Origin of the sequence: Mycobacterium sp. (genome assembly GCF_025965855.1) — a bacterium.
Lineage (GTDB): Bacteria > Actinomycetota > Actinomycetes > Mycobacteriales > Mycobacteriaceae > Mycobacterium.
Genome location: NZ_JAOPWB010000218.1, coordinates 1 through 15478, shown reverse-complemented (window position 1 = coordinate 15478; position 15478 = coordinate 1). Strand labels below are relative to the sequence as shown.

The following is a 15478-nucleotide window of genomic DNA, read 5'->3' as shown; positions in this document are numbered from 1 at the left end:
GATGGGATCCACAATGAACCATTTCACCACACTTTCAGCCGGAACCCGTTGCATCAGCCCGCGATTCGCATCCCTTGCGAGCCGGCGCCGGGGCTACCGTTTAGGGTCACTACGAATATAGAGTAGTCTCTCGCTCCGAGACGCCCTGCGATGGACAAACGACGAAAGCCCAACCCCACGGAACGCCGCCGCGACCTATGCGATGCGGCGATCCATCTCTTGGCCCACGACGGGGCCAAGGGGTTGAGCCATCTCAAGGTCGACCGCCAGGCCGGGGTCCCGGACGGCACGACGTCGTTCTATTTCCGGACCCGCTCGGCGCTGCTGCGCGCCGCGGCGGAGCGGCTGGCGGAGCTCGATTTGGCGACCTTGCAGTCCGTGGCAGACGGGGCCGACGGCGCCGACGGTCGCCGAAACCAGCCGTCGCCCTCCCGGTTGTCGGAGGTGGTGATTCAGGCCGGCAACGAGCCGCAGTTGTCGCGGACCAAGGCCCGCTACGAGCTGACGATGCAGGCCACGCGCGATCAGGCGCTCGCCGCAATCCTGCAGCAGGCCACGGACGGATTCACCAAGCTGCACCGGGAAATCCTGGTGCAGCTGATGCCGCGCGGCGCCGAGCTGGAACCGGCCGTTGTGGAGGATCTGAGTAACGTCACGCTCACCTTCATCAACGGGCTGCTGCTGCGCTTCGCCCATGGCGACCGAATCGTCGACAGCCCCGAGCAGCTCGACGACATCTTGGCGGCCATCGCCACCGGCATCCTGAAGAACCCGAACAAGGGCCGGCTAACGGAGACCGGCGGCCTGCGTCGAGCGCGTCGCCGCCGGGTCGGCGCATCCTGATGAGCTCCCGGACAGGGTCTTGCCAGAGTACCCGCCATATGATTCTCTACGAGAATAGAGTGAACCGACGTATTTAAGCGAAGCGTATAAATTGCGCACGGCGGATATCTCGATGATCAAACGAAAATGGCAGCCGTAGGAGGGATTTCGTGACCGCGAGCACGGATCGCGATATTCATCTCGACCCATACGATGTCGAGCTGATCGCCGACCCGTATCCGATGTTCGCCCGCCTGCGAGACGAGGCGCCGCTTTACTACAACGGCGAATACGACTTCTACGCGTTGAGCCGGTTCGCCGATGTCAACAAGGCGCTCGTCGACCACGGCACCTACAGCTCCGCCCGGGGCGTGATCCTCGAGCTGATCAAGGCCAACCTCGAAATCCCCTCGGGCATGCTCATCTTCGAAGACCCGCCGATCCACGACGTGCACCGCAAACTGCTGTCGCGCATGTTCACCCCGCGCAAGGTCAACGCACTGGAGCCGATGATCCGGGACTTCTGCGCGCAACTCCTCGATCCACTGGTGGGTTCGGGGCGATTCGACTTTGTCACCGACCTCGGCGCGATCATGCCGATGAAGGTCATCAGCATGCTGCTCGGCATCCCCAAAGACGATCAGGAGTACATCCGGGACCGGGGCAACGCGCAGCTGCGCACCGAGGCCGGCAAGCCCATGAAGGCCGCGGAGCAGGGCTTGTCCGTCGGCGAACAGTTCGAGGCCTACATCGACTGGCGCGCCGAGAATCCTTCCGACGACATCATGACCGATCTGCTCAATGTCGAGTTCGTCGACGAGACCGGCACCACGCGGCGCCTGACCCGCGAGGAGATCCTCGTGTACCTCAACGTCGTTGCCGGAGCGGGAAACGAAACGACAACGCGCCTGATCGGTTGGGCGGGCAAGGTGCTCGCGGAGGACCCCGATCAGCGCCGCGAGCTCGTCGAAAACCCCGCGCTGATCCCGCAGGCGATCGAGGAGCTGCTGCGCTTCGAGCCGCCGGCACCGCACATGGCACGGTATGTGACCCGCGACGTCACTCTGTATGACCGGTCGGTGCCCGAGGGCAGTGTGATGATGATGCTCCTCGGGGCGGCGTGCCGCGATGAGCGCCAGTTCGGCCCAGACGCAGGTGAATTCGATATCCATCGCGACGCCCGGCCGCACCTCACGTTCAGTGTGGGCACTCACTTCTGCCTGGGATCGGCGCTGGCCCGGCTGGAAGGCCGGGTGGCGTTGGAGGAAATCCTCAAACGCTTCCCGGAGTGGGATCTTGAGCTGGCCAACGCCAGGCTGAGCCCGACGTCGACGGTGCGGGGCTGGGAAACCCTGCCGACATTGGTGCCAAGATGACCGGCCGGGTGGCGGGCAGGGTCGCGGTTGTCAGTGGCGCGACCCGCGGTCAGGGCCGCAGCCATGCGGTGCGCCTGGCGCAGGAGCGCGCAGACATGATCGCGATCGACGTCTGCGGACCGATCGACAACTTGGCCCACCCGCATTTCACTCCAGCCGATCTCGACGAATCTCGTTATGTCACCGGCGTTTCGCTACCCGTCGACGCGGGTGCTTTGCTCAAATAAGGAAAGTGGAGAGAACCCATGCCTGAATACGACTACGAAGAGTTGAAGAAGGAAGCAGAGCAGTACATCAAGTTCGAGAAGGACAAGAAGAACAAAATCGCCTACATCACCTTCGATCGCCCCCAGGCGCAGAACTCCGCCACCTTGGGCATGCGGCAGAACTACGCCGATCTGATCCATAAGTGCAATGTGGACGACGACGTCAAGGTCGTGGTGATCCGGGGCGAGGGCGAGGATTTCGGTAGCGGTGGAGACCTGCCCGAGCAGCGCCCGATGCTGGAGAACCCCGGATTGCCGCTGCTGCATGAGCTCGCGATCAACGACGACGACGTCAAGTACCCGCCGGGGGGTTCGTACCGCTACCTGTCCACCGTCACGGACTTCTACGCCAAAGCGCGGGCGGGAAACCGTCCGCTGCAAGAGCTTCGGAAGATCAGCATCATCGAGGCCAAGGGCTACTGCTACGGGTGGCACTTCTACCAGGCTGGCGACGCCGACCTGGTGGTCTCCTCGGACGACGCGCTTTTCGGGCACCCGGCCTTTCGCTACGTCGGCTGGGGACCACGGCTGTGGTGGTGGGCGGAGACGATGGGCTTGCGGAAGTTCTCCGAAATGCTCTTCACGGGAAGGCCGTTCAACGCGAAGGAAATGTACGAGTGCGGCTTCGTCAACAGCGTGGTGCCCCGCGACAAGCTGGAAGCGGAGACACTGAAGTATGCGATGGCGTGTTCGCGCTCTCGCCCGACCGACACCGTCGCGGTGCAGAAGACTTTCCTGGAGCTGTACAAGCAGCACAAGGGCGAATACTTCGGCAGCCTGCTCGCCGGCATGGTCGAGGGCATGCTGCCGCTGATCGCCAACGACCAGGAGAACGAGGTCGACCTCACCGAGGGGACCTTCGATAAGGGCCTCAACAACGTGGTGAAGGACAACGACTTGAACTTCCCGCCGGAATGGCGCTTGAGCCGCTCGGCCCGGAAGAAGCCCTGACCGCTTCGAGACGGCGCCCGGTCCGCACTGACGGGCTTCCGGAGGGGCGTGTCGCGTAGACGGCTGTATTCGTAATCCCGTGTGTCACAGTAGCTTCAGCAGTAACAGAGCAGCGCTTCTTGTCGGTGGTCGTTCGTAAAATCTGGGCTATGGGTTCGAGCAGTCGCGAAGAGATCGTCGAGGTCTTCGACGCGCTCCGCGCGGACCTGGACCGCTTGTGCAAGTTGTCCTTTGACGTGTTCACCACCCCGGAACGATTGCGGGCCCTGGAGCGACTCGAATGCGCGGCACGCCGGCTGAGGGTCCCCCAGCACACGTTGATCAATCAGCTCGACGCGCAGGCCAGCGAAGAAGAACTCGGCGGCAAATTGCGCTCGGCGCTGGCCGACCGGTTGCGTATCACCAAGGCTGAGGCTGGCCGGCGGATCGACGAAGCGGCTGACCTCGGGGAACGCCGGGCGCTCACCGGCGAGTCGTTGGCGCCTCAATTGACCGCGACCGCTACCGCCCAACGCGAGGGGCTGATCGGCGATGGGCACGTGCGGTTAATCCGCAGCTTCTTGGCACACCTGCCCGCCGAGGTGGACCTGCCCACCCGGGAAGCCGCCGAAGCCGATCTGGCCCGCAAGGCCAGCGAATATCGCCCCGATGAGTTAGCCAAATACGCCCAGCGGATCATGGACTGGCTAAACCCCGATGGGGAATTCAGCGACCAGGAGCGGGCGCGCAAGCGCGGCCTCACAATCGGCAAGCAGGAATTCGACGGGATGTCGCGAATCAACGGCATGGTGACCCCGGAGTTGCGGGCCGCCATCGAGGCCATGCTTGCCAAGCTGGCCGCCCCCGGCGCATGCAACCCCGAGGATGAGACCCCAGTGGTCGATGCGACACCCGGCGAGGATGCGGTGCGCCGCGACAACCGATCCCAAGCCCAGCGCAACCACGATGGATTGCACGCTGCACTGCGCGCCCTGTTCGCCTCGGGCGACCTGGGCCGGCACAATGGGCTGCCCGTCTCGATCGTCGTGACCACCACGCTCAAGGATCTGGAGGCCGCCGCCGGCAAGGCACTGACCGGTGGCGGAACTTTGGTGCCCATGTCCGATGTGATCCGCTGGGCCAGCCACGCTCACCAGTACCTGGCGATTTTCGACCAGGGTAAGGCGCTGGCGCTGTATCACACCAAGCGGCTGGCCTCACCCGCACAACGAATCGTGCTCTACGCCAAGGATCGCGGCTGCACCAAACCGGGCTGCGACGCCCCCGCCTACCACAGCCAGGTCCACCACGTCCGGGGCTGGACAGCCACCCGCCGTACCGACATCAACGACCTGGCCCTGGCATGTGGGATTGACAACCGGCTCGCAGAGAAGGGCTGGACCCGCACCAACGCCCACGGCGACACCGAATGGGTCCCGCCGCCGCACTTGGATCACGGACAACCACGAACGAACCCCTATCACCACCCTGAGAGATTCCTACGCAACACGGACGACGACGAACCCGTTTGACGTCAGGACAGTTCTCGACGTGCCGCCTCGTCACCCCAAGACGGGCTGGCGGTCAGCACGTCGGTGCCGCCGTCGGTGATGTGGACGGTGTCGCGGCGGAGCACCGCCCCGACGCCCTCTTGCCACACATAGCCGGTGATCGCCAACACCATCCCGGGGTCGAGGCGGTCGTCTTCGCCTGCGGCCGAAAGTGTTTCGGAAACGACGGGCGGATCGAAACCCAACCCCAACCCATGCGCGACGGGCGTGGGCGGTGTTGGCTCTCCGGCCGCCTCGTAGGCGGCGAGCAGCCCGGTCGCGGATGCGCCGGGGCGACAGGCCGCGATCATCTTGTCGAACAAGGCATCCGAGCGTCCGAACAGCTTCTGGGTCGAGCCGTTGGCGGCATGGTCAGCCGGCCGGGTCCGGCCCACCTCGGCGACGTACCCGTCCGCCAGCGCACCGGCGGCGAACACGACAAGGTCACCAGGCTGTACCTCGCTGTGGCCGCGTCGCCAGGGGTGGTCCCGCGAGGTGACCCACGCGACGTCCTGGGTGGCCGGCGTGCTGACGCCGCCGGCGGCCATGGCTTCCAGCGCGGCCCCGGCCAGCGTCCGCTCGGACACCCCGGGTCGCAGTTCGGCGACCGCGGCCGCAATTCCGTGTTCCGCCACGCGAAGCGCCGGGGCCATCGCCGTGATCTCGTCGGGCGTCTTGATGCGGCGCGCCGTCCGCATGGCCGGCTCGCCGTCGACGAGCTCGGCGTGGGGGAAGGCCTCGGGCAGCAGCGCCGCGAAAGTCGGTGTGATGGCATCGGTTCCGACGCGGCGCGCCGTTTCGGCCCCATGGATTTTTTTCAACACGTCGATCAGGGTCATCGGGTTCCAGGCCAACCCGTAGAGGTGCTCGTGACCGATCTCTTCGGGGACCCCCTCGTCATCGGTGCTGTTGAGGTAGATGTCCCCGCTGGCGCGCACCACGACGCACATCGGACCGAACGGTCGCGTCCCGGCTATCCACAGCTGGGGGGCGCCGGTGACGTAGCGAATATTGGATTGCCGACCCAGCACCAGGATGTCGAGGTCGTGTGCGTCCATCTGGGCCAGCGCCCGTTCCCGACGCCCCGTCCGCAATCGCAGGGGATCGGGCGAAATCTCAGTCGCCATAAGGGGAATAGGGGTAGTCGGTGATCGGCGTGTAGCCGTCTTGGGTGATCACCACGATCTCCTCACTGCGATAGCCGCCCGTGCCGTCCTCCCACACCACCGGTTCGAGCACCAGCGCCATGCCGGGCGGAAAGACGAAGTTGTCGTCGAACTCCTCGCCGAGGTCCGTTCCGATCATCGGGGCCTCGGCGGGGTAGGTGCCGATGCCGTGTCCCAGATAGAGGTGTGGCAGCCACGGCTTGCGACCACCGTTGGCGGTGATCGCCGCGCGTGCGAGATCACCCGACGTGACACCGGCCTTGGTCACCTCGAGCACTTCGTCCAGGATGGCTCGCCACCGGCGAAATTGGTCCTGCTGCCGCGGCGTGGGTCGGTCGCGGACCAGCCAGGTTCGCCCGAAGTCCGAGCAGTATCCGGCGTAGCTGATGCTGATGTCGGTCCACAGCACGTCACCGGCAGCCAGCTCGCGAGCCGAGGGGAGCAGCGGCAACGCGAGGTCGCCGTGGGTCGTCCACACACCGGCTTCCCGCGAGCTGGGCATCACCTGCCAGATGGCATCGAGCATGTTGCTGGTGGCGCCCAGCTCGAACGCACGACGAACCAGCTTGGCCGAGAGATCGATCTGCCGAACGCCCGGCGCCAACGCCTCTTGCACATCAACAATCGCCTGTTCGGTGATCCGACAGGCCCGGCGAAGGCAGGAAAGCTCGTCCCGCGTCTTGACCAATTGCGCCGCGCCGACCACGATCGCCGCATCCGACGGCGGGCCGCCGGGGAACAATGTGGCCGCCGACCGCCGCATCGCGCCGGTGAGCTCGTCGACGGCCACGGTTGCGCCCCGTGGGATCAGGCCGGCCAGCGTCCGGGCGAAATCCTGTACCCCCTGGTCGAATTCCAGATAAACAGGACCGTGCAGATGATCGTCGGGCACCGGTGGACCGGGTGGTTCTAACGAAGCCCCGGCACGAAACGGCATGAACAGATGCGGGTGCTCGTCGTCGACCAGCACGACGGCCACCGGGCGCTCCACGTGCGAGAGGCCCGCGTCGAGCAAGGGCCAGCTGGCGCCCGTCGCGTACCCGACATAGCCATTCATCAGCAGGATGAGCGCGTCCACCCCGTGGTCGGCCATCGCGGCGCGAAGTCGCGCGCCGGTCTCGGCGCGCATGCGCACGAAGTCCGGTTCGTCGGGGATGTCGAGAATCGAGCCGCGCGCGGTGAGTGAGTTGGTCATCCTAGACGCCCAGAAAGAGCTTGAAGGTGAAGGTCGTCGACGCTGGCGCGGGAGTCGGTGAACAACGCGCGTATCGCGTCGTGGCCGTGGATCAGCCAGGGGGCGCTGCCGTCCCAGATGCGCACCCTGCTCAGCTGCTTGGTGTTGTTGAGCTCCAAGGCCTCTGGCGGCGGCGCGAAGGGAGCCACGCTGGTCTGCCGGTTGGACACGGCATACATGCCACGCTCGGCGAACGGCACCTCAGCGGCCGACAAGATCGCCTCGCGGGTGCTCGTCGACCTCTCGGAGCGAGCCATCCGCTCGGCGGTCATCGCCTCAGTGAACACCGCGCATCGGATTAAATCCATTAATTCAGTTGATCTCGGGACGAGATGGACCGCTGGTGCCTGACGGACGAACCGCCTCGACCGAAATCCGGAGTGGTCAGGATGATTTCATCGTCCGGCTGCCGTGGCGAGACGGGCCGGGAATAAAGTACGCGTGTGAATCCGCTGCAGCGGGTGGCGCGAAACCCGACCGCATACCGCTGGCTGGTCCTGAGGGGCCGACCGGTCGCCGAACGGGTCGAAGCCCTGCTACGGTTCGCAAGCAAGGGCCGCGTCGGCGTCCTGGACCTGACCGGTGTGCCCAACGTCCAGGTCACCACCTCGGGGCGCAAAACGGGCATTGCCCGGACCGCCACCATGCAGTGCGTGCCCGACGGGGATGGGCTGATAGTGGTCGGCTCCAACTGGGGCCTCGCCCCGCACCCGTCGTGGTCAGCGAATCTCAAAGCGACAGAACGGGTCACCGTTCGCAGACGCGGGCACCGCTTTACCGCGAAGGTGCGGTTGCTTACCGGGGAGGAACGCGACAAAGCATGGGCCAGGGTGGTGGCGCACTGGCCGAACTATCAGATCGCCCAAGACCGCGCCGGCGGGCGCCGGTTTCGCCTGTTCGTGCTCACGCCCATCGCATGATCGGTGCTCAGCCGCCCGGACCTTGTCGAAGCCGTCGTGGCAGCGTCCGTGAATGACGCTCGTCACAACGAACGCAAGATATGCGACGGTCTGGCTGCGGGCGACGTCGTTAACCGGCGGCCTGGCTGGTGATGTGTGTGAGCAGGTCCCGTGCGACGCCCGCGGGTGGTGTGCGGCCGCCCACCCAGACGGCGCGCAGTTGGCGTCTCAGGTTCAGCTCGGGCAACGCCACCGTCCGCAGCCGTCCGATCGCCAGGTCGTCAGCAACGGCCAACCGGCTCATCACGGCGGGCCCCGCGCCCGCGGCCACGGCGGCGCGCACCGCGGCGGCCGAGGAGAGTTCGAGGACCGGGTGCGCTTGTCGTGACGAGTCGCCCAGAGCGCGGCGCAGCGCGGCGGTCAACGAATCGCGCGTCCCCGATCCCGGCTCGCGTGTCACAAGCGGTGTTTGAGTCAGCTCGGCGGCGGTTATCGATCGCTGGCGCTGTGCCCACTTGTGGCCGGCGGGCACGATCAGCACGAGTTCGTCGTGCCCGACCACCTTGCTGCGCAATCCCTTTGGCAAGAATGGAGTCTCGATGAACCCGAGATCGGCCTTCCCCTCGCGCACGGCGGTCATCGCCTGGTCGCTGTTGGTGGCGGTCATGATGATTTCGGGAGCGGGGGCGCCCAGCCGGCTAGCCGCGACCTGCAGCGATACCAGCCAGCGCGGCATGAGCTGTTCGGCGATCGTGAGGCTGGCCGCTACTTTGACGCGCTTGCGCCTTTCGGATCGCAGTGAGGCCAACCCGGTGTCCACGTATTGGGCAACGTCGAGCAGCCGGCCCGCCCATTCCGCGACAACGACTCCGGCGGGTGTCAGTTGCGAACCGCGGGGGGTCCGGATGACCAGCGCGACGCCGGTCTGCGCCTCGATGGATGCCAGTCGTGCCGAAACGGCCTGCTGCGTAAGCCCGAATTCCCTGCTGGCTGCACCCAGGCTGCCCGTCCGGGCGATCGCCAAGAAGACCTCGAACGCGGACAGGTCGGGCATGTGGGAACTAAGCGGCATGACGATCCTCCCGGGAAACAAGGAAGCCTTGTGAGATGCGGTCAAGACACAAGTAAAGCTTGTGAGCTCACAAAACCTACCCCTCTGGTCGTGGCTCCTCAACTCCGGAACGATTCCAGATATCCCCACCCGAGGAGGAAGCGGTGACAATGAGCACCATGGCGCCGTCCACAGCATTGTGGGGCAAGCGCGACGACATGATCGTGCGCGGACACCTCCCATACAACGCCGAACCGCCGACCGCGGTCCTGGCCGGCAGCGACATCACCCCGATCGACGCGTTCTATGCCCGCAACCACGGCCGGTTCCCCGATATCGCGCCGCAGCAGTGGCGGCTGGCGCTAGACGGGCGGGTGGAAAGGCCGCTCACGTTGACGTACGAGCAGCTGACCACTGAGTTCGATCAACACGACGTGGTGGCGACGCTGGCATGCGCCGGCAATCGGCGCGCCGAGATGCTGCGGCTGCGGCCCATACCCGGCAAGGATCCGTGGGCACACGGAGCGATCTCAACCGCGGAGTGGCGCGGTGTCCGGCTGGCGGACGTCCTCGCGGCCGCCGGAGCACATCACGACGACGGGCTGCACGTCGCCTTCCAAGCCCCGGACGTCGCCCCGGAAGCTCGGCCCGCCCAGCCCTACGGCAGCTCGATTCCGCTCGGCAAGGCGATGTCGCCGGAAGTTCTGCTGGCATGGCGGATGAACTCCGAACCCCTTCCGCGCGTCCACGGCGGTCCGGTCCGGGTGGTGGTGCCCGGATACATCGGTGCGCGCAGCGTCAAGTGGGTCAGCGCCATCACCGTGCAACCCCGTCCGTCGGACAACTACTTCCAGGCGCACGACTACCGCATCCTGCCTTCGGACGCCGACGCCGACACCGTCGCGGCGGGCGAGGGCATTCCGCTGTCGTCGTTGGCGCTCAATTGCGACATTCTCGATCCCACCGACGACGACCGGGTGCCGCGAGGCCGGTTGACCATTCGCGGCTACGGCATCGCCGGCGACGGTCGCAGCATCGAGCGCGTCGATGTATCGCTCGACGAGGGATGCACCTGGCGGCAAGCCGACCTGCACCGGGCGCCCAGCAAATGGTCGTGGCGGCCGTGGTCGCTGGTCGTCGACGTCGCGCCCGGACCACTGCGCATTACCGCCCGCGCCTGGGACGACACCGGCACCACTCAGCCGGAGTGGGCGGCATCCCTGTGGAATCCGCGCGGATACGCCAACAATGCGTGGGCACGCGTCGCCTTGCGCGTGATGTGAGGCGGAGCGCTAGGTTCCGTTGGATTTCTTCAGGCGCGTTATCTCGCCGCCCCAAACCGATTGGGCGCCCGCGTCGCCCGTGCGGTAGACCTGAATCGTCGACGAGATGCCAACGGCGAGAACGATTATTCCGGCGACGACGCGGGCGACGACCCGGCGCTTGTCGGATCGGCGTTCGACCAAGCGCAGCACGACGAGCCCGACCGCGACCACCAGCAGTGCGGCGGCGAAATAGACCATCGTGCCGCCGCGCTCGGCGTGTTCTTGCAGGATGGGGCCGGGCTTGGTCCTGAGGTCATAGAGCCATTCCCCGGCGTTGATGGTGATGGGCGTGACCACCATCGTGGCGACGGCCAGCACCAGCGTGAGCCACATCAGCTGGCCCCGCCGGGCCGCCGCCCATAAGCCGCACACGATCTCCAGCAGGGCGGTCAGCGGCACGAGCACCACCACCAGGTGCAGCCAAAGGGCATGAGCCGGCAGGCCGTTGACGACGTTCATGGAACTCCTCGGCCGACTGTGCCAGGCGCCCGGCTCAGCCGCCAAGCCCCTTCTTCACGGCCGCGTCTTGCTTCTGGGCCACGTCGGTGACGAAGTCCTGCGGTGGGAGCGAGTCGACGGGGCCGTCGAATTCCAGCGTGACGAACGACTTGCCCTCCGTGAACATCAGTATCAAGACGCCCTTGGAGTTGTCCGGTGAGTTGCCGGACACGGTCGTTCCGCCGGTTCCGACATTGAACGAATCCGTTATCGGATTTTTGACGTTATTCCCCTGCGTGGCCTTCGCCGCGTTCAGTGCGTTCGTGGCAGCGCCGGGGTCCGCGAGCACCTGGATGGTGTCCTTGATTACATGGCTGTTGTCGTCGGTGCTGAATGTTATGGCAGCGCCCGGCTGGCCATTCGGGTTGTTCGTCGGGGGTCCGGCCGTGAACTGTATCGGTGCGTTGATATCGGTTGCCTTGATCAAGAGCCCCGTGTAGTCGCTCGGCTGTGCTGAGGCCGAGGAACTCGGCGCTGAGCTGCCGGTGTTCGTCGCCGGGCTGGACGAGCCCGACTTCGACGTCGACGCAGTCGATGAAGCCGGCTTGTGGCCGCAGCCGGCCACCGACACCGTCAGCGCCGTGAGCACCGCAACGGTGGCGGCCACCGCCCGAGAAACCCTCATTGCATCGCGCTCCTTCCAGGCTGATTCCGGCGACACAGTCGACCCGTTCCCGAATCGCACAGTACATCGCTTTGTGTCACCGGAGTTCCTGCTGGGCCGCGCCGGGCCGGGAAGGGGCTACTCCAATTGGTCGCGCAGGCAGCGCAGGGTGTGGGCCAGGATGCGAGAGACTTGCATCTGCGATACGCCGATCCGCTCGGCGATCTGGCTTTGGGTCATCGACTCGAAGAACCGCATGTGCAGCACCTGACGTTCGCGCTCGGGGAGCGCGCCGACGATGGCACGCACGGCTTCGCGGTTGGTGATGTGTTCGATCTGCGGATCGATGCCACCGACCGCGTCGGCCACCAGGCGTGGCTTGCCCGAGCCGTCGGCGCCAGCCGGTGCGTCCAGGGAATCGAGCCGATAGGCATCGCCGGCAACAAGGCATTCGACGATTTCCTCGCGCGGGACTTCCAACACCCGAGATAGCTCGCCTGCGGTGGGGGCGCGCCCCAGCTTTTGAGCCAAATCGCTTGTCGTCCTGCTGATCTGGACATGCAACTCACGCAATCGTCGCGGTACCCGCATGCCCCAGCTGTAGTCGCGAAAGTACCGCCGAACCTCGCCCATCATGGTGGGAACCGCGAACCCGATGAAGCTGGGTCCTTTGTCCGGGTCGAACCGGTTGATGGCGTTCATCAGCCCCAGACGGGCGACCTGAGTCAGGTCGTCGAGGCCTTCGCCGCGCCGGGCGAAGTGGCTGGCCACGTGGTCAGCCAGGGGTAGGCATCGGGCGACGATGCGTTCGCGTTGCCGGCCGTACTCGTGGGACTCGGCCGGCATCTGGTGCAGCGCGACGAACATCTCGACGACGTCGTCATAGGAATCGTCCGTTAGTGCGCTGGCTTGCCGAGCACGTCGGGATGGGGTCGCTACGCCGGTCATCGGCTAGAACGCGGGGTCCGGATGCGACGCATCGCGAAAACATATGTGCAGGAGAGGGTTTGCATTGCTGGTCCACTTTCTGGGTCGTCTCCAGCGAGGCATCGCAGGCATGCGCACAGTAGCCTCCGCTGCACCCGTATCCGCCGGACGAGTCGGTGATCAGCGCACGCAGTTACAACGAGGAGGGTGACGAGGGGGGTGCTATCGCCGGAACCACGCCAATCCAGCAGCCGTGCGGCTGACTGACCGCTTTGAGCTAAACGGCGACACGTCCAGAAACGGACTTCAGTGGCGACTATACGCCCCATCGGGACCAGCCCGCGATCGCTCCGCTCAGAGCCATCGGGAGCGAATCATTGTTCAGTTTTTGAAGTTCGCTGGGCGGCCCCGCGACAAAGCCTTATCGCTGGGTGTGCGGGTGCCGGCAATGGCCGCGCGGATAGCCGGGATGCGTCTCAGTTACGGCCTTCTCATTCTCGTACCGGCTGGGTACTGTTCGGCTCATGTTGGTGGACCCCACACGCGTTCTTGTTGATCGCCGTCGAGAAGACCGCGCGCACAGGGCATTCCGACCATTCCGAAGCGCATGCCGATGACTCATCCGCTGCTGGACGGGCGCGGTGTGGTGGTATCGGGTGGCAGCCGCGGCGTCGGACGCGCGGTCAGCGAACTGCTGTGCGATCTCGGCGCCGGTGTGGTCGTCAACGGGCGCGACGCCGACGTCGTGGGGGAGGCCGTCGCGGCGATATCGGGCGCCGGGGGACGAGCCGCCGCGGTGGTCGGCGCCGCGGACGATGAGCGCACCGCGAGCGCGCTCATCGACGAATGCATCAGCACGTTCGGGCGATTGGACGCCCTGATCAATTGCGCCGGAATCGCCGAGCCCGCCGGTTCGTCGATCCTCAATATCTCGCCGCAGGAATTCGACCGCCTGATAAGCGCACACCTCGGCACGGCCTTTCACACCTGCCGGGTCGCGGCCCGCGTCATGGCCTCACAAGGGCACGGGGCGATCGTCAACACCGGCTCGGTCGCATTTCTGGGCGACTACGGCGGCACCGGCTACCCCGCGGGCAAGGGCGCCGTCAACGCACTGACAATGGCCATCGCGGCGGAGCTCAAGGCCTACGGGGTGCGGGCCAACGTGGTTTGCCCGGGCGCCCGGACGCGGCTGTCCACAGGCGCCGAGTACGAAAAGCACATCGATGGCCTCTACCAGCGCGGGCTGCTCGACGAGATGACGATGCGCGCCTCACTGGACAGTGCCCCGCCGGCATTCGTGGCGCCGCTTTACGCCTATCTCGCCAGCGACCTGTCGCGCGAAGTGACGGGTCAAATCTTCGTCGGCGCGGGCGGATTCGTCGGAGGCTTCGATCGGCCGGCGCCGCGCGTTTTGGGTTATCGCGACCACCATGGCGCCGAACCGTGGTCGGTCGAGGACCTGCACAAGATGATCGGCCTGCCAGGCTGAGATCCTTGAACCGATGGGCGCGCGCGTACGTATCCAATTAAGTGACGAGCCGTAGGGAGGCGTCCGGTCACCGACCGGACGGATCGCTCGCGCACCGAGGGCATATCGGCAGTGCCCTGGAGTCGAACCGAGACACCCCCGGCCGCAAAGATTCGGAAACGCGCCCGCTTCGCATACTCGTCATCGGCGCCGGCGTGAGCGGCATTTCCGTTGCGCGCGGACTTTTGCGAGACGGCCATGACGTCACCGTCTTCGACCAGCGTAAAGATGCGCGCGCGGGAGGTGGCGCGGTGACCATCTGGTCCAACGGCGAGACGGTGCTGCGGCAGCTGGGTGTCAGCATGAACGGGGCGGGCCAACTGCTTTCCGGCGTGCGGGTGCTGACGTCCCGGGGGCACCAGCTGGCGACGCTGGACGTGACCGCGATGGTGAACCGGCTGGGTGCACCCGTCCGGATGGTCCCGCGCCGCGTCCTGCTGGCACGGCTGCTGGACGGCTTCCCGCTCGATCGCATCCGCTGCAGCTCCCGCGCGGTGGGGGTCGTGACGACCCCCGACGGCGTCCGCGTCGAATTCGAAGACGGCAGCCTGGCCCGGGGCGACCTGGTGATCGGCGCCGATGGTCTGCACTCGATCGTTCGCGATGTCGTCGGCGCCCCCGGCGCGGAGCCGACCGGCTGGTGCAGCTGGCAGGGACTCGCCACCCTTCCCGGGCTCGCCGACACGCGCGTGGCGCTGATCGTCATCGGCGAGCGGGGCAACGCCGGCGTATGGCCGGCTGGAGGTTCCGATGTGCAGTGGTGGTTCGACCTGCCATGGTCCTACGACTTCGTCAGGCCGCGGCGCCCGATTGACATGATCCGGTCCAATTTCACCGGCTGGTCCGACAGCGTCGACCTTGTCCTGGCAAGACTGACGGACGAGGACCTCTCGGGTTCGCCCTACCCGCACTTTCGGCATCCGACGCTTCCCCCGCTGGTCCCCGGTCCGGTGACGCTGCTCGGCGACGCCGCCCACACCATGCCGCCCACCCTCGCGCAAGGAACCAACCAGGCGCTGCTCGACACCATGGTGTTGTGCAGGGCGCTTTCGGATGTCCGCGACTGGGTGAACGCCGGCGCCGGCGACCTCTCGAGAGAACTATCCGCGGCCTTGCGCCGGTACGAGAAGGCCCGGCGACACCGGGTCGGGGCCGTGTCCCGGATCGCATCGCTACAGGTGGCCCACGGTGAGCCCGTGCTGCGACCGGCGGCGATGATCCCCGACCGGATACACACCTGGATGCTGACCACGTTTCTGCGGTGGACGAGTCACCGCCGGATGTCGGCGGCGATCGATC

Annotated in this window: 14 protein-coding genes and 3 pseudogenes; 9 read left to right on the top strand and 8 right to left on the bottom strand. The window is 66.2% G+C overall.

Annotation, left to right across the window (positions count from 1 at the left end):
* Positions 1 to 150 precede the first annotated feature (150 nt).
* From JWP83_RS18485 to JWP83_RS18465, 5 genes and pseudogenes are all read left to right on the top strand, one after another.
* On the top strand, positions 151 to 843 hold the full coding sequence (locus JWP83_RS18485) for a TetR family transcriptional regulator C-terminal domain-containing protein (protein ID WP_297732730.1): 693 nt from the start codon (positions 151 to 153) through the stop codon (positions 841 to 843).
* Positions 844 to 992: 149 nt separating this feature from the next.
* The gene (locus tag JWP83_RS18480; protein ID WP_297732728.1) at positions 993 to 2198 is read left to right on the top strand and encodes a cytochrome P450; all 1206 of its coding nucleotides are present in this window, start codon (positions 993 to 995) and stop codon (positions 2196 to 2198) included.
* Positions 2195 to 2371: pseudogene (locus JWP83_RS18475) on the top strand (SDR family mycofactocin-dependent oxidoreductase); the annotation flags it as partial. The gene JWP83_RS18480 and the pseudogene JWP83_RS18475, both read left to right, overlap by 4 nt.
* 72 nt (positions 2372 to 2443) lie before the next feature.
* Positions 2444 to 3415 (top strand): enoyl-CoA hydratase/isomerase family protein, encoded by a 972-nt coding sequence (locus tag JWP83_RS18470; RefSeq protein ID WP_297732726.1) that lies wholly within the window; start codon positions 2444 to 2446, stop codon positions 3413 to 3415.
* 149 nt (positions 3416 to 3564) lie between these two features.
* Positions 3565 to 4926 carry an HNH endonuclease signature motif containing protein gene (locus JWP83_RS18465; protein WP_297732724.1) on the top strand — a complete coding sequence of 454 codons (1362 nt, stop codon included), beginning with the start codon at positions 3565 to 3567 and terminating at the stop codon, positions 4924 to 4926.
* 2 nt (positions 4927 to 4928) lie between these two features.
* Here the strand turns inward: JWP83_RS18465 and JWP83_RS18460 are convergent, their stop codons facing one another.
* The 4 genes and pseudogenes from JWP83_RS18460 to JWP83_RS18445 all read right to left on the bottom strand — a co-directional run.
* Entirely contained in the window at positions 4929 to 6071 is a 1143-nt protein-coding gene (locus JWP83_RS18460) for a Xaa-Pro peptidase family protein (RefSeq protein WP_297732722.1), read from the bottom strand.
* A complete protein-coding gene (locus JWP83_RS18455; RefSeq protein WP_297732720.1) occupies positions 6061 to 7305 on the bottom strand; it encodes a Xaa-Pro peptidase family protein in 1245 nt (414 codons plus the stop codon). The genes JWP83_RS18460 and JWP83_RS18455 overlap by 11 nt, the downstream gene beginning before the upstream one ends.
* A gap of 32 nt (positions 7306 to 7337) precedes the next feature.
* Positions 7338 to 7493 (bottom strand): annotated as a pseudogene (locus tag JWP83_RS18450) (cytochrome P450); the annotation flags it as partial.
* A pseudogene (locus JWP83_RS18445) lies at positions 7488 to 7631 on the bottom strand (TetR family transcriptional regulator); the annotation flags it as partial. The pseudogenes JWP83_RS18445 and JWP83_RS18450, both read right to left, overlap by 6 nt.
* 156 nt (positions 7632 to 7787) lie before the next feature.
* Between JWP83_RS18445 and JWP83_RS18440 the strand changes: the two are divergent.
* Positions 7788 to 8264, top strand: a complete 477-nt coding sequence (locus tag JWP83_RS18440; RefSeq protein WP_297732718.1) for a nitroreductase family deazaflavin-dependent oxidoreductase — start codon at positions 7788 to 7790, stop codon at positions 8262 to 8264.
* Between the two features lie 109 nt (positions 8265 to 8373).
* On the opposite strand, the gene JWP83_RS18435 is transcribed toward JWP83_RS18440, so the two are convergent.
* On the bottom strand, positions 8374 to 9315 hold the full coding sequence (locus tag JWP83_RS18435) for a LysR family transcriptional regulator (RefSeq protein ID WP_297732716.1): 942 nt from the start codon (positions 9313 to 9315) through the stop codon (positions 8374 to 8376).
* A 149-nt stretch (positions 9316 to 9464) separates the two neighbouring features.
* Here JWP83_RS18435 and JWP83_RS18430 point away from each other — a divergent pair, with 149 nt between their 5' ends.
* Positions 9465 to 10577 (top strand): sulfite oxidase, encoded by a 1113-nt coding sequence (locus tag JWP83_RS18430; RefSeq protein ID WP_297732880.1) that lies wholly within the window; start codon positions 9465 to 9467, stop codon positions 10575 to 10577.
* A 9-nt stretch (positions 10578 to 10586) separates the two neighbouring features.
* Here JWP83_RS18430 and JWP83_RS18425 read toward each other — a convergent pair whose 3' ends face one another.
* The 3 genes from JWP83_RS18425 to JWP83_RS18415 form a co-directional block, all read right to left on the bottom strand.
* Positions 10587 to 11078 carry a DUF2231 domain-containing protein gene (locus JWP83_RS18425; RefSeq protein WP_297732714.1) on the bottom strand — a complete coding sequence of 164 codons (492 nt, stop codon included), beginning with the start codon at positions 11076 to 11078 and terminating at the stop codon, positions 10587 to 10589.
* Positions 11079 to 11112: 34 nt separating this feature from the next.
* Positions 11113 to 11742, bottom strand: coding sequence for a hypothetical protein (locus JWP83_RS18420; RefSeq protein WP_297732712.1), 630 nt, complete (start codon positions 11740 to 11742; stop codon positions 11113 to 11115).
* Positions 11743 to 11859: 117 nt separating this feature from the next.
* Complete coding sequence (locus JWP83_RS18415) at positions 11860 to 12669, bottom strand: SigB/SigF/SigG family RNA polymerase sigma factor (RefSeq protein ID WP_297732710.1); 810 nt, start codon at positions 12667 to 12669, stop codon at positions 11860 to 11862.
* Positions 12670 to 13261: 592 nt separating this feature from the next.
* On the opposite strand from JWP83_RS18415, the gene JWP83_RS18410 reads away from it, so the two are divergent.
* Both JWP83_RS18410 and JWP83_RS18405 read left to right on the top strand, forming a co-directional pair.
* Entirely contained in the window at positions 13262 to 14140 is an 879-nt protein-coding gene (locus JWP83_RS18410) for an SDR family NAD(P)-dependent oxidoreductase (protein WP_297732708.1), read from the top strand.
* A 173-nt stretch (positions 14141 to 14313) separates the two neighbouring features.
* On the top strand, positions 14314 to 15478 hold a 1165-nt coding region (locus tag JWP83_RS18405; protein ID WP_297732876.1), incomplete at its 3' end, for an NAD(P)/FAD-dependent oxidoreductase.